Source organism: Microcoleus sp. AT8-A3 (assembly GCF_036705675.1).
Classification (GTDB): domain Bacteria; phylum Cyanobacteriota; class Cyanobacteriia; order Cyanobacteriales; family Microcoleaceae; genus Microcoleus.
On sequence record NZ_JAUBVD010000002.1, the window covers coordinates 115,450 to 133,717 of the forward strand.

The window sequence follows — 18,268 nt, forward strand, 5'->3', positions numbered from 1 at the left end:
GAATTAAATAACTTACAATTTTAATTGTTATTGTGGGATGGGCGTCCCGCCCGTCCTTTTTGGAGGGGCGGGACGCCCATCCCACAATCTTGTGGAAGTTATTTAATTCTCATTCCTCAGACTGTCCTACTTCGAGTAGGGTAAGCTTTTCAAGTCGATCGCCGCGCCTCACGCACGCTGCAAAAAGTTCGATCGCGCGATCGACCCAACCTACAATTACAATATAGCCATCCTAAATCATTTGTAAATTTCTTACTCCCTCCCCTTGATAAGGGGAGGGTTGGGGTGGGGTCAAAAATTTACGACCCAACCTACAATTACAATAGTCACGGTAAAGCTTACAAATAAATGGCATTAGAACTAATTCAGGCTGTCGAAAAAGCAGATTCTTCCGAAGGCTTGTTAAATGCGGTCAAAGCACTGGCGGCGACTCCCTCAACACAAGCAATTCCTACCTTAATTACAGTCCTCGGTTACAACAACCCAGGCGCCGCTGTTGCCGCCGTTGACGGGCTGATTCAACTCGGAGAAGCTGCCGTGCTGCCGCTTCTAGAACAGCTTGACGGCTACAATTACGGGGCGAGAGCTTGGGCTGTTCGGGCTTTGGCGGGAATTGGCGACCCCAGGGGTTTGGAGATTTTGCTCGATGCAGGGGCGAATGACTTTGCTTTGAGCGTGCGGCGGGCGGCGGTTAGGGGTTTGGGGACGATTTGCTGGGAATTGATGCCGGCAGAACAAATTGCAGATGCTCAACTTCGCGCTGTGAAAACGCTACTGCAAGCGTCCCGAGATCCAGAATGGGTGGTGCGCTACGCAGCAGCGGGGGGTTTGCAAGCTTTGGCGGGTGCTGCGACTGTTAAACCGGATTGGTTAGCGGAAGTTTCGGCCCGACTTGAGGAAATCACCCAAAGCGATGAAACTACTTCAGTTAGGGCTCGGGCTTTGCTTGCTAAGGAAAAATTGTCACTTGGGTAGGGTTTGGGCGATCGTCTCTTCCAAGTCCCCTTGAGTGAGAGTGGTTAATATAAAGACTTCTTGTACGGTTTTGCCCTGTCTGGCGATGATTTTAAATCCCCCGCGGATGGGTACTGACACTCTTAATGTCATGCGGGGGATGTGTCCTTTAACTTTGTTGATGACGCCGGGAGTGACTGTTTGAATGCCCATTTTTAGGGTGAGGCGCTCTAAAATTGGTATCAAACCGGGAAGGTGGGTAGAGTGATTCCAAACTAGGCGGCCTTTGGGTTGTGCGTTCATAAATATTTAACCAAATTCAACATACCCAGTCTAAGCCACCCCTGGGGGGAACCAATTTGAAATTCCCTCAACTTATGTATCAATAACGTTACTGTGCGTGTTATTGCGAGCAAACCGAGGCAATCTCAAACCGAGATTTTTGATGGCTGGCGCGCAAGCTGAGATTTGATGGTGCAGAATTGTCCTGTACTTTTTGATGTTGTGGGTTGCTAACTGTCGGTTTTTCTAGTTGAGTGGCGATCGCCGCGAGCATTTCTGCTAGGCTGCAAGGTTTCTGGAGATAGCCGTCTGCTTTGAGTTCCAGGGCTTTTTCCATTTCGGAGGCTGTCATAAAAATAAACGGAATGCTGGCGGTTGCAGGGTGCGATCGCACGGCTGCGAATACTTCAAAACCGTTTAGCTCTGGCATCATGACATCTGACAAAATTAAATCTGGAATTTGGGCTGCTAACTCGATACCGACTTTTCCATTTTCAGCACCCACAGCTTCAAAACCGCGCGATTGCAGAAGTTCTAATACGGTTTCTCGAATTAAGTTATTGTCTTCAATTACTAATATTTTGGTCATTTTTGTTACTTTTATGTTGGTTTTATTTTTACTTGTATGTTAAATTTATATCACCCGTATTTTCCTAAATTCAAGTGGGCTATTGCAGCTACCCAGTTTTCGCAGCCCCGAAGCGATCGCACTAGCTCAAAATTTTTCATAAATCAATAAAACAGTTCGGGAAAAATATCATGAAATTTATCAGCCCTAAAACAGACTTTGCCTTCAAAAAAATCTTTGGTTCCACCGACAGCCAAGACATCCTCATCAGCTTCTTAAATGCTCTAATTTACGCCGGTGAGCCAATCATCCAAGACTTGCAAATTATTGACCCTTACTCGGCTGCTACCGTTAGCGGACTCAAAGATAGTTATTTGGATGTCAAAGCTCGAATTACGGGCAACAAGACGGTAATTATTGAAATGCAAGTTCTGAATGTAGCCGCTTTTGAAAAACGAGTCGTCTACAACCTAGCCAAAACCTATGCCAACCAACTCAAAATCAGAGAAGGTTATCCTAGATTAAAACCAGTAATTGCTTTGACGATCACTGATTTTGAAATGTTTAAAGAACAACCTGATGTTATTTCTCATTTTGTGTTCAAGGAAAAAGAGAAACTATTTGATTATCCCCATCTCCAAGTTGAAATGTTTTTTGTGGAATTGCCGAAGTTCAAAAAAGAGTTAGATGAACTCACAAGTTTGACTGATAAATGGATTTATTTTATGAAGCACACTCCCGATCTAGAAACAATCCCAGCCACAATGGAAACAGTTCCAGAACTAGAAAAAGCTTTTCAAATTGCCAATGAAGCTAACTTAAGCTTGAAAGAGTTCCAGGATATGGAAGCCCAAGAAGCGGCGATCGAAGAACAGCGGGGAATAGTTTCTAGAGGTATAGAAGAAGGTTTGGAGCGAGCTAGGGCTCAATTGATGCAAGAAGGCCGTCAAGCAGGGATGCAAGAAGGGATTAGAGCAGGCCAAAGAGCATTAATTCTGCGTCTGCTGGAGCGACGTGTAGGAGCCGTAAATCCCGATGTAGTTTCGCGGATTGGGGAATTATCGGTTGAGCAATTAGAGAGTTTGGTGGAGGAGGTAGTCGGATTTTCTAGTTTATCCGATTTAATGGTTTGGTTGGATAGAGCAGAATAAGAGAGAGAGCGCTGTGAGGTTTTTTTAGGTCGATCGACTTATAAACAGCCATATTCACAAATTTCGGGCGATCGGGTAAAATATAACTTAGTGTATCGCTATTAAGTGAGGAAAAAGATATGTCAGAATTTCTAGACTTTCTCCGACATCAGTTTGCCTACGTTGCCATTGGCGAATTTAAACCAGGAAAATTTGAAGCTGCAGAGCAACTTTTTGAAAAAGCCGTTGCAACTTATGCCACAGGTTTTAAGGGAGCATACCTGCTGCAATTGCCCAATACAGACAAAGGTATTGCCATCATTTTTTGGGAAAGCGTAGAAGATATGGCAGCCAATCAAAGCGAAGCTTATCAGGAAATATTGAAGCAGATGGCGCCTTTGTTTGCGAAAATACCAGACACTGATGTTTATGAAATTGTTAGTGAAATTCAGCCAAAAAGTGAATGATTAAAAAACCTGCAATCGGCGCGTCATTCCCATGCCCATCGGCGTCTTTCGCCCGACTCCGCTGTAAAGCGCAAAATCTGCTAAAGTGTTAATTTGCTTGATAGTAGCAGGAGCTATATCTCCCATAATTCGGTAACTAATATCGCCGACGCAGCCAATAAATTTACTGCGAGAATCCGTACTAACTTCTGTTCTGATATCGAAGAAACTGGGAAAAATAGCTTCTGTGAAAGTAGGTTCGATCGCCATCCGGCTGTACTTGTTCCAGCGATTCGCTAAACTGCCAAAAATACTCTCACGAGTGGGCATAGCACTATCGTAGACACCTTGCCGAAAATTAGTAGGAGTGCAAAAACTAAAAGCTATTTGGCGCTCAGTTTCCGAAGCTCTCTCGAACAATTCGGTGTAACTACAAAAGTTTACCCACGGCTGGTTGGATTGCGGTTCCCTCAAAATATTAGTAATGTATATATTTGTCGGGCCCAGATGCCAGGGGCGAGCGAAATTAAGTTGCTGCCAAAGTTGAGTTAGGCGATCGAACAAACCGTCATCCAGCAGAGAAATTCGCCACCAAATCGGCGTATTTTCCTGAATAGCTTGCTTGTGTTCCCACTGTAGGGCCGGAGATATTGTGCGGGAAGCCGGAGGCAAAACTCTCTTTTGTGGCTGGGGCGTGCTGCTTTTGTAAGCCTCTTTTCTGCTTACTTGAAAAGGGCTTAAAGTGAAAGCTTTTTCATGAGATTGATCGTGCAGGTACGCGCTCAAATCGCTGTCTACAGCACTCACAAGATTCAAAAACAAAGCGTGGAGATGTCGCCCCGTTAAAAACTGGGATGGAATTGGTGCAACTGGCAGCAGGTTTAAAACAAGGCTGTGCGGCATTTTTAAATTCTATACTGTGTCTCTATATATTTTCAGCTCGTATTAATATTACAGCTAAGTTGGCACTTAGGAATGAGAATTAAATAACTTCCACAAGTTTGTGGGATGGGCGTCCCGCCCATCCCACAATAACAATTAAAATTGTAAGTTATTTAATTCGCGATCCTTAGATTAAAGAATTTTAATCACGTAAGGTGCACACTCTGCACCTTACGTTGAGGGGGATTTGTACGCCTAGTGCACCCTAGGTTTAGGTGGTGATATTGAGTGCGGGAAATTTTTAGGCGATCGAGATTTCAGGCGACAAATAAACATCTTGAATGGCGTGGAACAATTTTACGCCTTCTTCAAAGGGACGCTGAAAAGTTTTGCGACCGGAAATTAAGCCGCAGCCGCCAGCCCGCTTGTTAATTACCGCCGTGCGAATTGCTTCTGCAAAATCGCTTTTACCGGAAGCACCGCCGGAGTTAATTAAACCCATCCTTCCCGCATAACAGTTGAGCACTTGATAGCGAGTTAGATCGATCGGGTGATCCGTTGTCAAATCCGAATAAACGCGCTTGTCGGTTTTGCCGTAAGTCTTGTCGCTTGCTTTAGCAACAGCTTCGTAACCGTTGTTGCATTCGGGCAATTTCTGCTTGATAATGTCAGCTTGAATTGTCACTCCCAAGTGATTTGCTTGCCCGGTTAAATCGGCTGCAACGTGATAATCTTTGTCTTGTTTAAAGATATCGTTGCGGAGGTAGCACCACAGAATTGTCGCCATGCCGTATTCGTGAGCGTGAGCAAAAGCTTGACTGACTTCTTGGATTTGTCGCGTAGATTCCGGGGAACCAAAATAAATTGTGGCTCCGACTGCTGTTGCTCCCAAATTCCAAGCTTGCTCCACTGAAGCAAACATTATTTGGTCGAATTGATTGGGATAAGTTAGCAATTCGTTGTGATTGAGCTTGACAATGAAAGGGATTTTGTGCGCGTATTTACGAGATACGCTTCCCAAAACTCCCAGGGTTGTCGCGACAGCATTGCAGCCAGCAGAGATTGCTAGTTTGATGATGTTTTCGCTGTCAAAATAAATGGGATTCGGTGCAAAAGAAGCGGCGGCAGAGTGTTCGATTCCTTGGTCTACTGGCAGGATGGATAAATAGCCGGTATTTGCCAAGCGTCCGCTAGAATAGAGTTGCTGAAGCGATCGCAAAACTTGAGGAGATCGATCGGTTTGAGCAAAAATGCGATCGACCCAATCCGGGCCCGGCAGGTGCAACAAATCTTTAGGAACTTTTGCTTGATGGGTGAGCAAGTCTTCGGCTTCGTCGCCCAGCCAAGACTCGATGGAATTGGGAACTGATAGTGTAGCTGTCATACAGATTTCCCTCTGAATTTCAATTACAGGCTGATGATTGCAGACATTAACCTTGCTGACTATTGTAACGAAAAAATCATATTTTCCATCCCCTCAACGATAGACCCAGTTTTTAACAAATTAGCGACAACAGCAGCTAGGACGCGCTACTCTATAATAAGCTGGCAGTTCAGCCGGATCGGCGCTGCCAGCGATCGCCGCTCGACTCACAACTTTGCCATCACAATGTCAAATACTTACTTCGATTCTGAAAACGCTCACAAATCCTTTGAGATGCCCGGTGCTCGGCCGCATTACAATCCGGATCGCCCTGGTCAAGTAGAGCATATTTTCCTCGACTTAGTGCTGAATATTCCCAAACAAAGCTTTCGTGGCACTTGCAGCATCCGCATCAATCCAGTCCGCAGCGGTATTGACAAATTAACCTTAGATGCTGTCAACCTGAATATTAAATCAGTAAAAGTCGGCGAAATTGAGCAAAATTTCGACAGCGATGGCGAAGTGCTGCAAATTCAACTACACGAACCAACAGAAGCTTACCAACCAATTACAATTGCGATCGACTACTGGGTCGAAAAACCCCAACGTGGCCTTTATTTCGTCGGCCCGGACAAACACTATCCAGACAAACCTACTCAAGTTTGGACTCAAGGCGAAGACGAAGATTCCCGTTTCTGGTTTCCCTGTTTCGACTATCCCGGACAGTTGGCAACTTCGGAAATTCGAGTGCAAGTGCCGAGACAACTTTTTGCTATTTCCAACGGCGAATTAATTAGTACAAAAAACGAAGGCGACGATAAAATTTATCACTGGTCCCAAACCCAGGTACACCCGACGTACTTAATGACCTTAGCAGTCGGAGATTTTGCCGAAATTAAAGACGAATGGAACGGCAAACCAGTTAATTATTACGTGGAAAGGAGCCGCGAAGCAGACGCTAAGCGCAGCATGGGCAAAACGCCTCAAATGATTGAATTCTTCTCTCAAGCATTTGGCTATCCTTACCCTTTTCCCAAATACGCTCAAGTCTGCGTCGATGATTTTATCTTCGGCGGTATGGAAAATACTTCCACAACTTTGCTGACAGATAGGTGCTTGTTAGACGAACGCGCCGCCCTCGACAATCGCGGTACTGAAAGCTTAGTCGCCCACGAACTAGCTCACCAATGGTTCGGCGATTTAGTAGTAATTAAACATTGGTCTCACGCTTGGCTGAAAGAAGGCATGGCTTCTTATTCCGAGGTGCTGTGGACTGACAAAGAATATGGCAAAGAAGACGCGGCTTACTATATGCTAAATGAAGCCCGCAATTATTTAGCTGAAGATAGTTCCCGCTACCGCCGCCCCATTGTTACTCACGTTTACCGCGAAGCAATCGAATTGTACGATCGCCATTTGTACGAAAAAGGCGCTTGCGTCTATCACATGATTCGCGCCGAGTTGGGCGACGAATTATTTTACAAAGCAATTCACACTTTTGTGCGGGATAACGCTCACAAAACTGTAGAAACCATCGATTTGCTCAGGGCGATAGAAAAGGCTACCGGTCGCAATCTCATGTTTTTGTTTGACCAGTACGTTTATCGCGGCGGTCATCCCGATTATAAAGTTGCTTATTCCTGGGATGGCGACAGCAAGTTAGCAAAAGTTACTGTCACCCAAACTCAGGTAAAAGATAGCAAGAATGGCAACAGCAACAGCAAAGATGTCTTTGACCTAAAAATCCCGATCGGCTTCGGTTACAAGCCAGAAAAAGAAGCAGACGATGACAGTTGGGCACGTTCAACCCCGAACCTAAAAACTTTCACAGTCCGAGTGCATGAGCGCGAGCAAAGCTTCTATTTCCCCCTAGAACAGAAGCCTGCATATATCAGTTTTGATGTCGGCAATAAATACTTAAAAACAGTTGTGTTAGAGTATGGAGTTGCGGAACTAAAAGCTCAGTTGCAGTTCGATCCAGACCCGGTTTCCCGGATTTACGCTGCCCAAGCTTTGGCGAAGAAGGGAGGGCTAGAAGCTGTGAAAACGCTGTCAGAAGTTCTCAAGAAAGAGCCGTTCTGGGCAGTACGGGCAGAAGTTGCCGGTCAGTTAGTTGAAATTAAACTCGACCAAGTTTTTGAAGGTTTAGTAAGTGGTTTAAAAGATAAAGATGCTCGTGTTCGTCGCGCTGTGGTGAATGCGCTGGGTAAAATTCAAACTCACGAAACTTATAAAGCGCTGAGATCGATCGTCGAAAAAGGGGACGACAGCTATTATGTAGAAGCAGCAGCAGCGACTGCTATTGGCGGAATCTCAGCAGCTAACCCCGACGAAAAACCAACCGACGAACAGGTACTCAAAGAGTTAAAATTGGTGCTCAAAGAGCGTCAGGGGTGGAATGAGGTAGTGCGATCGGGTGCGATATCCGGTTTGGCGCAGATGAAAACTTCTGAAGATGCGCTGAATTTAATTTTGAAATACACAGCCGCCGGTACTCCGCAAGCTTTGCGCTTGGCTGCAATTCGCTCTTTGGGCACAATTTCGACTGGTCAAACGAAGGTCAATTTAGAACGGATTTTGCAGCGATTGGCAGAATTATCTAAAGAGACGTTTTTCTTGACTCAAGTCTCTGTAGTAGTGGGATTGGGACAAATGCAAACTCGCAAAGCAATTCGCATTTTGCGTTCTTTAGCTGACCAAACTCCCGATGGCCGCGTCCGCCGCATGGCTGATGAAGCTGTGCAAAGAGTGCAGAAAAATGCTGGTTCTGATGCAGCGGTAAAGCAGTTGCGGGAGGAATTAGACCAGGTGAAAAAGGAGAATCAAGATTTGAGGAGTCGGATGGAAAATTTGGAGGCTAAGGCGAAGAAAGATTAGGCGTAAAATCCTACCGACGCAGATAAAGGCAGATATTGGCGATCGGCTTTTATCTGCTTGTCGGTAGAGGATTTGGCGAATTTATTATAATAATATTATTGTTCAGTGGGAGTGCAGGGGAATTTCCTATTTTCGACAGACAGGAAAAGCCAAATATGTTTATTATCCAATTTATTGCTGTCTCAACTTGGGAAGTGTAGAAAATCAGGCGTGCAGTTTTTATTGTTTAGTTGGCAGCTATTAATCGGAGTTATGCACGGGTGGCGAGAAACCGGGTTTTTTACGAAAATCCTGCGCTGTAGCCCGGAGAGTCGGCAAAAAACCCGGTTTCTTTAGTCCTATGTCAATCAAGTTGCAGCAGATTTTGCAGCCAGAAATATTGCAGAAATCATGAGTATAAAAATCGCTTTACTGGTCGATCAATCGGGGGTAATTCCCTATCGCATTCAAGACGGACAAATAGAAGTAATGCTGATTACTTCTTCTGCTAGCAAGCGCTGGGTGATTCCCAAAGGATTAATTGAACCTGACATGACTCCCCAAGATTCTGCTGCCAAGGAAGCTTGGGAAGAAGCAGGTTTGTTGGGTAAAGTCTTCCCGGATTTGCTGGGAACTTACGAGTATCAAAAGTCCGGCTATACTTGTCAGGTAGAAGTATTTTTAATGCAAGTGCAAGCAGTTCTAGAAATTTGGCCGGAAGCTAGCAAGAGAAAGCGGCAGTGGGTAAGTATTCCTAAAGCAATTAAGCGGGTTAATGAACCGGAACTCAAACTCATTTTGGCGGATTTGCCGAATCGGTTCTGGTGAAGAGTCATCGGTAAGAGCGGGTTTACCAATACTTTGGTTTTCAACCATAAATTCGGGTGAACCCGCTAAAAGAACAAAATGACTGAAGACTATATGCTTTATGATTCTGGAGATGCGATCGCCCGGAGCCATCTCCTCTGATGACCCACCTTAACCCGATTAAAATTCTCTCCCTCAATGACCTGCGCGAGAACAAGCCCGAACGTCCAGGCTGGTCACTCACCTTCGGAGCCATCTGTGCAGATGCCGCCGCCGTTTGCCTCGACGATGGAGGACACTCTATCCCTGTGAAGCTGACAATCGAGGGGATTCAACCCTGTGAAATCCAAATTCAATGGGATGCGATCGATGATACCATCCGTCGCTTCAATGCCGATCGAGAAGTTGCCACTGAATATGGAGCCTACGGTATCGCGGCGTTGATCATGCCTCACCTCACTGGACTCACCATCATCGAACGTTCTGTCAAAGGTAAAGGGTTAGGTTTTGACTTTTGGCTGGGTTCGCTCGAAGATCCAGGCACGCTATTTCAGCGCAAAGCCCGCTTAGAAGTCTCCGGCATTCGTAAAGGTTCTGACAGCATTATTCAAGCCAGAGTTAACATAAAATTAGAACAAATCCGCCCTTCAGATGACGTAGCTCCTGGCTATGTATCTGTAATTGAGTTCGGTACTCCCAAAGCACGGATCGTCAAAAAATGCAGACCGTAGAAGCCCTTCACCATGAAGCAATGGAACTGGTCGATCGAGCAGTTTTCGCCCGTCAGTGCGGTGATATCGACCAAGTGACTGCACTCACCAGAGCCGCCTTTGCGAAAGAACGGGCGGCAGCGGATTTAGTAGCAAACGAGTGGGATTTTGAGCCTACTCGTTCTATACTGCATCGGAGCGCCGCCGTACTTGCCATTGAGTGTGCCCAACTCCGGCAAGCAGAACGGCTGATTGGACGCGCCCTCGCAGGCAACCCTCCCACGGACATTGCGGATGAACTGCGTGACCTGCTTATAGAAGAAATTTACTCGCAGCGTCAAGCGATTGGAGCTTAATTTATTTAAGCGTTAGCTGACAGAAAAGGAATACTTTCGGCTAAGTTATCCTTAACTTCAATTCCCTGTTTTCTCGCCCAAAACTGGCTCAAAAAGTGAATTTGCCGCAAGCCGACAACTAAATTTAAACCTGGTACAAAAATCCACCAAACTGTTAGCGGTTCTTTGATTCCTTCTTGGCGGTACAATTCGTTAACTGTCTTGTAAAGTTTGAACTGCACGATGTAAATCCAAGCAATACCCAGCAAGGAAAACCAACCAAACCATCCGGGAACGTCAGGGTCGAATATTCGCAAAGCTTGGGGGACGGCTACTCCTAAAACAAAGGGAAGCAAGCAAAGGGTTCCCGACCAACCGCTGCCGTTATAGCGACGCAATTCTTCTTGAATAATCCATTTGTACCATCCGTAATATAGCAGCAAGCTGACTCCAGACAGCAAAATTACTCGCCACAAAGAGCGCGGTTTACCTAAAGGTTTGTCGGACATATTTAGATGTAAGATATGAATTGCTATCTTGATTATATTAACATTTGTTAATTATTGCAAAATCATTTCTCGAATCGATCGCGCTGTTGCAGGGGCCAGCAGAACACCGTTGCGATAGTGGCCGCTGGCGATGAGAACGCGATCGTTACCGGGAAGCGTCTCGATAATTGGGGCCGGTCGCCCTTCCGGCCGCGGGCGCAATCCTGACCATTTCCTGATGATTGAGGCGAATGCTAAGGCCGGACAAAGTGCGATCGCCCTCGCCATCACTTGCGCCAACATATCAGCATTCGCCTGAATTTCCCCGCCATTTTCGGAAAACTCCACCGTCGCCCCCACCCAATATTCCTGATTTTCCACAGGCACAATGTGAACGTCATCGCAAGAAATTACCGGGCTAAAATCTGGGTTTCCTACAGGATTGGGCGTCAGCAAATGCAGCGCTTGTCCCAACACCGGGCGAATGTCAACCAACTGATTTAACGATGCAGTCACAGCAGCAGAACCCAAACCAGCCGCCACAATTAGTCGATCGAAATTTTCAGCAACAGGCAAGATGCCTGTTCCACAAGACTTATTGACAGTAATGGAAGATGGGAGTTGAATCTCAGACACCTGAGAATCCAACTCAGTAATGCCTTGAACTTCCACTCCAAACTCAAAATTAACTCCTTTGAGTTTAGCAGCCTCAACCAAAGCCAAAGTTAGCGCCGTCGGATCGACTTGCCGGTCTTGAGGCGAATAAATCGCAGCAATAATGTTATCCTTTACAGCAAGATGAGGGCAGCGATCGCGCACTCGTTCCCGATCCCAAAGTTCCAATTGCCAACCTTGAGACTCGCGAGTTCCTATCAATTTTTCCCATTTACTTAAATCCTCTCCCTCCGAACACAGCATTAAAATTCCTTGTTTGTTAAAAGGAATTTTTCGCCCCGTAACTGCTTCCAATTCTGGAATCAAAGTTTCGTAGCGCTGAAGGCTGGTTTCCCTCAACTGCCAATTTCTGCCCTTAGTTTTGTGGCTGATAACTCCCATCAAAACACCGAGTGCCGCGCCAGTAGAACCTTCAGCAGGCGGCTGTTTGTCGAACACAGTAACTTTCAGTTCGGGAAATTGACTTAGTTCAAAGGCGATCGAAGCCCCAACAATACCGCAACCAATAATTGCAACACGAACCATTCAATTTTAGATTTTAGATTTTAGATTTTAGATTAACTGCTTCCTAGGTTTTGTCCATATAAACCTGTTTCGGACGGGCAAGATGCCCGCCCCACAAGAAAACTGATTGTTTTTTTGTGGAACAGGCATCTTGCCTGTTCTTGAGAATGATACCCGCACAAGAAAACTGATTGTTTCTTTGTGGAACAGACATCTTGCCTGTTCTTGAGAATGATACCCGCACAAGAAAACTGATTGTTTCTTTGTGGAACAGGCATCTTGCCTGTTCTGGATGCCAGATGTGAGTTAAGGCTAATTAAGCTTTAGGAATTAACTGCAAGAAGGCATCGAAATCACTGACAGCTTTTTGATAGCTGGCCGTGACTTTTGCATAGTCAAGGTCTTTAGCAGCAAGATCGATGTTAACCAAATCGGCAAACAAACTCTTGGTCAAATCAACAGCTTGTTGTTGAGAACTAGGCAACAAACTCGCAGAAACGGTTTTCATGGTGTTCCGCAAGTCGCCTAGAGGCCCGTGAATGTAAGTTCTGGTATCAACCCAATTCCGTTTTTGAATTAGGGTGCCCAATTTGTCCATGCGCGATCGGAAATCTGTCAGGGTAGGAACATAGCGCTCTATTTGCTGGATTTGCGCTGCTGTGTAAGTCGTTGGAACTTTTGCTTCGACACTGCTGCAACTAACCAGAAATGCCATCAAAAACGCCATCATCAAGGCAAAAATTGAACGGGGACGAGTCATGTCGATTTTAGATTTTAGATTTTAGATTTTAGATTGCTCGTTGCGAGCGGGCACAGGGCGGGTACGGGGTTGCTCGTGTTCGTTCCAAGGCTCTGCCTGAAAACGCAGATGCTTTGGCTCTGCTTCGCTGACCCAGCACCGAGAGTTATGTACAAAATATTATTTTACCTCCTGGCGGCGCAGAAAAGTGATCACAGCATCGCCAACTTTTTCTGACCAATGTTCTTGAGGATAATGCCCCGCTTGTTCCAGTGTGACTAACTCTGCATTTTGCAGGGAACCGACTAGCTTTTTAGCAGGTTCAACACTCAGCCAAGGATCTGTCAAACCCCAGACAAATAAAGTTGGTCTAGTCCATCCTTTCAAGCCGGATTCAATTTCTGCCATTGACTGCGGCAATTGAATATTGCGGACTGTATTCATCAGCGATCGACCTGCATCCGAACTCTTCAAAAACGGGCGGCGGTAAACATCTAAATCTTTGTCTGATATTGTCTGACCGCTGCCACCTTCGAGAGTTCTGTCAACCAAAAGCGGGTCTTGCGTCATCATGTCGCCAATAAAAGGCAGCCCCAACTGCTGCATTTTCCAAGGCAATTTTATATTTCCTGAAACTGGTGTATTGATAACGGCTAGACGCTCAATTTTATCGGGATTGCGTAAAGCGTATTGAATGCCGGCTGAAGCTAAAAATCCTTGGACAACGAGGTAAAATCGGTCTAATTCTAGAGCTTGAATAAAGCCTGTGAGGGCGTCAACAAAAGCATCGGGAGTGTAGGCAAAGTCGCGCTTGTCTGGTTTTGTCGATCGCCCGTAACCCACCCAATCTGGGGCGATCGATCTAAATCCGCTTGCCGCCAAATCCGGCATCATTACAGTCCAGGTAAAACTCTGGGACGGCAAACCGTGCAGCAGCAGTACGGGGGGTTTACCAGTTTCGTTAACCGGATTTGTTTCCCGATAAAACCATTGCAGCGGGCCTACTTCAACTATTTTCTCATCAATTGACATTATTTTACTGGTTATTTATCAAACAATAAGGCGGGGATTCCCCGCCCTACTTACCTAATAGTTGGGTGTGCACATAGTACCTTACCCAACTAATTACAGCCGCGTTTAGAAATTCATTTCAGCAGCTTGAACTTTTTCGACCTGTTTCTTCTTGAGAACCAGCATAATTTGAGCCAGCATGGTCAAAGCTACGAAAGCCATCAATCCTTTAACGCGATCGGCACTTTGCAGCACGATCTCCACGTCTTTTTGACCGAAGCCGCCCACATTAGGATTGTTCGTCAAAAGTTCGCCTGCTGCAACTGTTTGTCCTTCGGTAACAATCAGTTCTGGGCCTGCGGGAATCGTATCAACAACGGCTGCACCTTCTGCAGGTTGAATGGTCACTTCATAACCGCCAGCTTCCGGTTGAGCAATCTTAGAAATGCTGCCAGCTACCGAAGCATTGTAAACTGTATTATTGCTCTTTTCGCCAGTAGGATAAACCTGACCGCGGCCGCGGTTGCCACCCACATAAATTTGGTATTTGCCGTAGTGAACGGACTTGTCAGTTGCCGGATTCGGCGACAAAACTGGGAATACCAATTCTTTGTACTGTTCTCCCGGTACTGGGCCGACTAAAACAATATTTTCTTGGGTTTCGCTGTAAGGTTGGAAGTAAAGATCGCCGACTTTTTCCTTCATTTCTTCGGGAATTCTGTCAGCGGGAGCAATCTTGAAACCTTCGGGCAACATCACAACTGCGCCGACATTCAAGCCACCTTTGCTGCCGTCGCCGACAACTTGTTGCACGCTAGTATCGTAGGGAATCTTGACAATAGCTTCAAAAACAGTGTCAGGCAAAACAGATTGCGGTACTTCAACTTGAGTCGGTTTTGCACCGAGGTGACAGTTAGCGCAAACAATGCGACCTGTTGCTTCGCGGGGAGTAGCGGGTGCTGTTTGCTGTGCCCAGAAAGGGTAAGCAAATGCTGCTTGGGGAAGTGCGATGTCGCTGGTTAGGAAAAATCCTGCGGCTGCGATCGCAATTAAGGCTGTTTTCGCGATCGTCCTGGCACTGCGGCGAAATATCGCAGATAAATTAGTTTGTGGCATTAGAGTATTCAATCTCAAAGGTCAGACAATGCGTGAATTTTAGATTTTGAATTTTGGATTTTGGATTTCGGATTATTAGACTGTTTTAGGGATGCAATTATCTTGGATTTTCACCGCTGACCCCAATCTAAAATCTAAAATCTAAAATCCAAAATTGTTTAAGACCACCAAGGTGCTTCGCCGGTGCGGAAATCAGTTTCTGTCCAAGTTGTAAAAGCGATTTTGTCATCTGCGACAGTGGCGTGGGCCAGGGCCAGAGACAAAGGCGCGGGGCCGCGCACCACTTTGCCCTCATTGTTGTATTGAGAACCGTGGCAAGGACAGATAAACTTGTTTTCGCTAACATTCCAAGGCACGACGCAACCCAAGTGAGTGCAGACTGCATTGATGCCGTAGTCGGCGATAGATAAGTCTTCTTTCACCACAACATAGGTGGGGTCGCCTTTGAGACCTTGGGCTAAGCTGCGATCGCCCGCAGGGTGCGAAGCCAAATATTCGCTAACGATGATGTCGTTACCCAAAGCATCTTTAGCTGTCACTCCGCCACCAACTGCCCCACTCGCTGGAGGAACAAAATATTGGACAACGGGATAGAGTGCGCCCAGTGCCACACCTGTGACTGTACCGAACGTCAGCAAATTCATAAATTGGCGACGCCCCATATCGGGGACATCGGGATTTCCAGCAGAAGATTGAGCCATGACCTGCCTTTACGGTTTTAAGTTACGTTTGTTTGTTAGCTGGAGCGCGAACCTTTACGTGCAGACAACTGGGATAATTGCCGTTAATCTGCTCGCACAAATTTTAGGCAACGAAAATTCCTTTTAAGAATGCGCCTTCCAGCCTTTATTAGAGTATTATTACATTTTTTGAACTTTGTCTTTTATTGTTTAATGGATTAACTCAGGAGCAACCATGACGGGCCAGGATTTACACCAGCTACTGCTAGAAAAATGGGGAAAGTCTTACGATATCAGATTGCGGCGAACGCGGGGCAAGATTTTTGTGCAAGTTATGTGGAAATATCTAGAACAGGCATCTTTTCCGATGACGGAGGCTGATTATTTTGAGCATTTGGATGCGGTGGCCAATTACCTCAACGGCTGGGGGAGTACAGAACAGGTGAGAGAATATATCGTAACTACTCGCGATCGCCCGCGCTTGGGTAAAGCTGTCAGCGTTCCTCTAGATTTGGGTGAAAGAGCCTCGGAGTGGTTGCTAGACGAGTTTTGAATCACTCAGTAGATTTTAGATTTGAGATTGACCTTCATCATCCAGGATACCCGCCACGTGATTCATTCCAACGCGCAGACTCAGGATCGAGAAATAAAAAACCTGTATCCGATGAAACTTGCCGAACGTATTTATCTCGCGCAAGTCAATGCTTCAATTCTAAAATCTAAAATCTAAAATCTAAAATCGCGCAATCGATTGACTCCACAGCCGGGCTCTGGGGGAGTTCCCTAAAGTTTTGTGTCGCGCCGCGGCTGGATGAGTTGAGCCCAAAGTCCCGAAAATCGATCGGCGAGCTTGTCATACGACTTGCCGCTGGTGAGAAACTAAGCTGTGGCGCATCTAATTTGCACAGTTGTTTTGATTCAAAGTCTTGTGTGGCGGGCTTTGCTGCGCGCGCCCTGCTGTGGGATTTAAATGCCGCAACAGCTTGTGGGGCTTTTTAGGGGCTTTTTAAATTTTGGGCGATCGTCCTTCATGCTTACCAAAATCATCCGAACCAATTTCTGTCAACAATTTCACCTACAATGAGTGTCAGATATCTTGTGAAATTTAGGAGAATGTTGTAATGGGTGTTGCACTGGGAATGGTTGAAGTCTTAGGATTTCCCGCTGCAGTAGAAGTTGCGGACTCAATGGTGAAAGCAGCCCGTGTTACTTTAGTTCGCTATGAGAAAATAACCCGCGCCTACTGGACAATTATAGTGCGAGGAGATGTCTCTGAAGTGCAAGCAGCCGTTGCTGCTGGAATTGAATCAGTTAAAAAGGTCGATGGCGGAAAGTTGCTATCGTATCACATAATTGCTCGTCCCCACGAGAATCTGGATTACATTTTGCCGATCGGCTACACTCCTGAAGTCGAACAGTTCCGAATGTAGTCAGTCGATTTTAGATTTTAGATTTTAGATTTTAGATTTTAGATTTACTTTTGTATTGAATCTGAGAGCTTGAAACTTAGTCTAAAATTTTGGGTGTTCCACTCCTTAAGTCGCGGGATTTTACCTGCTTTTACGCGGGGTCAAAGTTTTGACAAAACTTTGGTGTGGAATTTTAACTTTTAGTAATTATAGAGGCGCGGGCGATCGCGTCTCTATATTTTTTTGCTGAGAGTCGATCGATCTTTCGGTGGAGTTTTTACCGCCCTAAAAGCTTTACCAAACCAACCCCGCCAAAATACAAGCTCAGCACCGCACCTCCTAAAAGACTTTGCGTTAAAGGATCGGTAGAAGGCGTTAAAACCGCTCCCAAAACTGCCGCTCCCAAGACTACATACCGCCAGCCGGAAAGCATTTGGTTGGAAGAAAATATGCCCAAAACACCGAGCAATACTTGGAGAATCGGGATTTGAAAAGCTAAGCCGGTGCTGAACATTAACAGCAGCACAAATTTAAAGTATTTGTCGATCGACCACAACTGCTCTACAACATCAGCCCCATAGGTAACAAAGAAGTTGAGCGCCGCCGGAATCAGAGCAATGTAAGCAAAGACTAAACCGCCCAAAAATAGGAAACTCGAACCGAAAAACACAGGCCCCAGCAACCTGCGTTCTTTGCGAGTCAAGCCGGGGAGAACAAACAGCGCTATCTGGTAAAAAATAAACGGACTGGCGATGAGCAAACCGCTGTATCCGGCTACTTCAATAGAAACAAAGAAATACTCGCCGGGAGCTAGTTGCAGAAACTTGACGGGCCCGGCCGGTACTTCGAGCAGTTGCACGATAGGTTTAACTGTGAAAAAGCAACCGATTACAGCGATTACTACTGCAATTAGCGAGTAAAAAAGTCGCTGACGCAATTCTTCTAAATGCTCGAATAAAGACATTTCAACTTCGTCGGGAAGTTCATCGAGATATTCATTTTCTAGGTTGCGGGAACCCAGAAAACTGTCGGCGATTAGTGCAATGTTATTTTCCGGGATAACTGCTTTTTCTTCTAAGTTACTCACACCCTCGAAATCATCGGCGATGGATGCAATGCTATTTTTAGCTCTAACTTTTTGATCTTCTAAGTTACTGACATCCACTAAATCATCGGCGATGGGTGCAATGCTATTTTCCTCGCTAACTGCTTCGTCTTCTAAGTTACTGACAGCCTCTAAATCATCGGCGATGGGTGCAATGCTATTTTCCTCGCTAACTGCTTCGTCTTCTAAGTTACTGACAGCCTCTAAA

The 18,268-nt window shown here is 45.8% G+C and carries 20 protein-coding genes; 9 read left to right on the forward strand and 11 right to left on the reverse strand.

Features of this window, described 5'->3' with window-relative positions; all coding sequences use genetic code 11:
• Positions 1-348: 348 nt before the first annotated feature.
• On the forward strand, positions 349-975 hold the full coding sequence (locus tag QUB51_RS02015; RefSeq protein WP_333259992.1) for a HEAT repeat domain-containing protein: 627 nt from the start codon (positions 349-351) through the stop codon (positions 973-975).
• Here QUB51_RS02015 and QUB51_RS02020 read toward each other — a convergent pair.
• A complete protein-coding gene (locus tag QUB51_RS02020; RefSeq protein ID WP_333055302.1) occupies positions 964-1,257 on the reverse strand; it encodes a DUF2103 domain-containing protein in 294 nt (97 codons plus the stop codon). The two genes, QUB51_RS02015 and QUB51_RS02020, sit on opposite strands and share 12 nt — an antisense overlap.
• Before the next feature lie 100 nt (positions 1,258-1,357).
• Entirely contained in the window at positions 1,358-1,825 is a 468-nt protein-coding gene (locus QUB51_RS02025; protein ID WP_333055301.1) for a response regulator, read from the reverse strand.
• A 170-nt stretch (positions 1,826-1,995) separates the two neighbouring features.
• On the opposite strand from QUB51_RS02025, the gene QUB51_RS02030 reads away from it, so the two are divergent.
• Together QUB51_RS02030 and QUB51_RS02035 are read left to right on the forward strand one after the other, a co-directional pair.
• The gene (locus QUB51_RS02030) at positions 1,996-2,955 is read left to right on the forward strand and encodes an Rpn family recombination-promoting nuclease/putative transposase (protein WP_333055300.1); all 960 of its coding nucleotides are present in this window, start codon (positions 1,996-1,998) and stop codon (positions 2,953-2,955) included.
• 119 nt (positions 2,956-3,074) lie between these two features.
• Positions 3,075-3,401 (forward strand): antibiotic biosynthesis monooxygenase, encoded by a 327-nt coding sequence (locus QUB51_RS02035; RefSeq protein WP_333055299.1) that lies wholly within the window; start codon positions 3,075-3,077, stop codon positions 3,399-3,401.
• Here the strand turns inward: QUB51_RS02035 and cas6 are convergent, their stop codons facing one another.
• Complete coding sequence (gene cas6, locus QUB51_RS02040; protein ID WP_333055298.1) at positions 3,402-4,283, reverse strand: CRISPR-associated endoribonuclease Cas6; 882 nt, start codon at positions 4,281-4,283, stop codon at positions 3,402-3,404. It lies immediately after the preceding gene.
• 280 nt (positions 4,284-4,563) lie between these two features.
• Entirely contained in the window at positions 4,564-5,646 is a 1,083-nt protein-coding gene (locus tag QUB51_RS02045; protein WP_333055297.1) for a class I fructose-bisphosphate aldolase, read from the reverse strand.
• Positions 5,647-5,871: 225 nt separating this feature from the next.
• Between QUB51_RS02045 and QUB51_RS02050 the strand changes: the two genes are divergently transcribed.
• From QUB51_RS02050 to QUB51_RS02065, 4 genes are all read left to right on the forward strand, one after another.
• A complete protein-coding gene (locus tag QUB51_RS02050; RefSeq protein ID WP_333055367.1) occupies positions 5,872-8,502 on the forward strand; it encodes a M1 family metallopeptidase in 2,631 nt (876 codons plus the stop codon).
• Positions 8,503-8,892: 390 nt separating this feature from the next.
• Entirely contained in the window at positions 8,893-9,309 is a 417-nt protein-coding gene (locus QUB51_RS02055) for an NUDIX hydrolase (protein WP_333055295.1), read from the forward strand.
• 140 nt (positions 9,310-9,449) lie between these two features.
• Positions 9,450-10,019 carry a hypothetical protein gene (locus tag QUB51_RS02060; RefSeq protein WP_333055294.1) on the forward strand — a complete coding sequence of 190 codons (570 nt, stop codon included), beginning with the start codon at positions 9,450-9,452 and terminating at the stop codon, positions 10,017-10,019.
• Positions 10,007-10,354 (forward strand): hypothetical protein, encoded by a 348-nt coding sequence (locus QUB51_RS02065; protein ID WP_333055293.1) that lies wholly within the window; start codon positions 10,007-10,009, stop codon positions 10,352-10,354. Before QUB51_RS02060 ends, QUB51_RS02065 begins: the two co-directional genes overlap by 13 nt.
• A gap of 5 nt (positions 10,355-10,359) precedes the next feature.
• On the opposite strand, the gene QUB51_RS02070 is transcribed toward QUB51_RS02065, so the two are convergent.
• The 6 genes from QUB51_RS02070 to petC form a co-directional block, all read right to left on the reverse strand.
• Positions 10,360-10,842, reverse strand: coding sequence for a hypothetical protein (locus QUB51_RS02070; RefSeq protein WP_333055292.1), 483 nt, complete (start codon positions 10,840-10,842; stop codon positions 10,360-10,362).
• A 51-nt stretch (positions 10,843-10,893) separates the two neighbouring features.
• Positions 10,894-12,021: an FAD-dependent oxidoreductase gene (locus tag QUB51_RS02075; protein ID WP_333055291.1), complete on the reverse strand. Its 1,128-nt coding sequence runs from the start codon at positions 12,019-12,021 to the stop codon at positions 10,894-10,896.
• Positions 12,022-12,316: 295 nt separating this feature from the next.
• Entirely contained in the window at positions 12,317-12,760 is a 444-nt protein-coding gene (psbQ, locus tag QUB51_RS02080) for a photosystem II protein PsbQ (protein ID WP_333055290.1), read from the reverse strand.
• Positions 12,761-12,919: 159 nt separating this feature from the next.
• Positions 12,920-13,771: an alpha/beta fold hydrolase gene (locus tag QUB51_RS02085; protein WP_333055289.1), complete on the reverse strand. Its 852-nt coding sequence runs from the start codon at positions 13,769-13,771 to the stop codon at positions 12,920-12,922.
• Between the two features lie 105 nt (positions 13,772-13,876).
• Positions 13,877-14,866, reverse strand: coding sequence for a cytochrome f (gene petA / locus QUB51_RS02090; RefSeq protein ID WP_333055287.1), 990 nt, complete (start codon positions 14,864-14,866; stop codon positions 13,877-13,879).
• Between the two features lie 158 nt (positions 14,867-15,024).
• Positions 15,025-15,567, reverse strand: coding sequence for a cytochrome b6-f complex iron-sulfur subunit (gene petC, locus QUB51_RS02095; RefSeq protein ID WP_333055285.1), 543 nt, complete (start codon positions 15,565-15,567; stop codon positions 15,025-15,027).
• A gap of 214 nt (positions 15,568-15,781) precedes the next feature.
• Between petC and QUB51_RS02100 the strand changes: the two genes are divergently transcribed.
• Positions 15,782-16,099 carry a DUF3067 family protein gene (locus tag QUB51_RS02100; protein WP_333036983.1) on the forward strand — a complete coding sequence of 106 codons (318 nt, stop codon included), beginning with the start codon at positions 15,782-15,784 and terminating at the stop codon, positions 16,097-16,099.
• 568 nt (positions 16,100-16,667) lie between these two features.
• Positions 16,668-16,976 (forward strand): carbon dioxide-concentrating mechanism protein CcmK, encoded by a 309-nt coding sequence (locus QUB51_RS02105; RefSeq protein WP_333044070.1) that lies wholly within the window; start codon positions 16,668-16,670, stop codon positions 16,974-16,976.
• Positions 16,977-17,232: 256 nt separating this feature from the next.
• On the opposite strand, the gene tatC is transcribed toward QUB51_RS02105, so the two are convergent.
• Positions 17,233-18,000 carry a twin-arginine translocase subunit TatC gene (gene tatC / locus QUB51_RS02110; protein ID WP_333055366.1) on the reverse strand — a complete coding sequence of 256 codons (768 nt, stop codon included), beginning with the start codon at positions 17,998-18,000 and terminating at the stop codon, positions 17,233-17,235.
• Positions 18,001-18,268: the final 268 nt, after the last annotated feature.

Excerpts from the sequence above, each read along its gene's own strand:
- QUB51_RS02015 (WP_333259992.1), top strand. The coding sequence starts at position 349 with ATGGCATTAGAACTAATTCAGGCTGTCGAAAAAGCAGATTCTTCCGAA.
- QUB51_RS02020 (WP_333055302.1), bottom strand. The coding sequence starts at position 1,257 with ATGAACGCACAACCCAAAGGCCGCCTAGTTTGGAATCACTCTACCCAC.
- QUB51_RS02025 (WP_333055301.1), bottom strand. The coding sequence starts at position 1,825 with ATGACCAAAATATTAGTAATTGAAGACAATAACTTAATTCGAGAAACC.
- QUB51_RS02030 (WP_333055300.1), top strand. The coding sequence starts at position 1,996 with ATGAAATTTATCAGCCCTAAAACAGACTTTGCCTTCAAAAAAATCTTT.
- QUB51_RS02035 (WP_333055299.1), top strand. The coding sequence starts at position 3,075 with ATGTCAGAATTTCTAGACTTTCTCCGACATCAGTTTGCCTACGTTGCC.
- cas6 (WP_333055298.1), bottom strand. The coding sequence starts at position 4,283 with ATGCCGCACAGCCTTGTTTTAAACCTGCTGCCAGTTGCACCAATTCCA.
- QUB51_RS02045 (WP_333055297.1), bottom strand. The coding sequence starts at position 5,646 with ATGACAGCTACACTATCAGTTCCCAATTCCATCGAGTCTTGGCTGGGC.
- QUB51_RS02050 (WP_333055367.1), top strand. The coding sequence starts at position 5,872 with ATGTCAAATACTTACTTCGATTCTGAAAACGCTCACAAATCCTTTGAG.
- QUB51_RS02055 (WP_333055295.1), top strand. The coding sequence starts at position 8,893 with ATGAGTATAAAAATCGCTTTACTGGTCGATCAATCGGGGGTAATTCCC.
- QUB51_RS02060 (WP_333055294.1), top strand. The coding sequence starts at position 9,450 with ATGACCCACCTTAACCCGATTAAAATTCTCTCCCTCAATGACCTGCGC.
- QUB51_RS02065 (WP_333055293.1), top strand. The coding sequence starts at position 10,007 with ATGCAGACCGTAGAAGCCCTTCACCATGAAGCAATGGAACTGGTCGAT.
- QUB51_RS02070 (WP_333055292.1), bottom strand. The coding sequence starts at position 10,842 with ATGTCCGACAAACCTTTAGGTAAACCGCGCTCTTTGTGGCGAGTAATT.
- QUB51_RS02075 (WP_333055291.1), bottom strand. The coding sequence starts at position 12,021 with ATGGTTCGTGTTGCAATTATTGGTTGCGGTATTGTTGGGGCTTCGATC.
- psbQ (WP_333055290.1), bottom strand. The coding sequence starts at position 12,760 with ATGACTCGTCCCCGTTCAATTTTTGCCTTGATGATGGCGTTTTTGATG.
- QUB51_RS02085 (WP_333055289.1), bottom strand. The coding sequence starts at position 13,771 with ATGTCAATTGATGAGAAAATAGTTGAAGTAGGCCCGCTGCAATGGTTT.
- petA (WP_333055287.1), bottom strand. The coding sequence starts at position 14,866 with ATGCCACAAACTAATTTATCTGCGATATTTCGCCGCAGTGCCAGGACG.
- petC (WP_333055285.1), bottom strand. The coding sequence starts at position 15,567 with ATGGCTCAATCTTCTGCTGGAAATCCCGATGTCCCCGATATGGGGCGT.
- QUB51_RS02100 (WP_333036983.1), top strand. The coding sequence starts at position 15,782 with ATGACGGGCCAGGATTTACACCAGCTACTGCTAGAAAAATGGGGAAAG.
- QUB51_RS02105 (WP_333044070.1), top strand. The coding sequence starts at position 16,668 with ATGGGTGTTGCACTGGGAATGGTTGAAGTCTTAGGATTTCCCGCTGCA.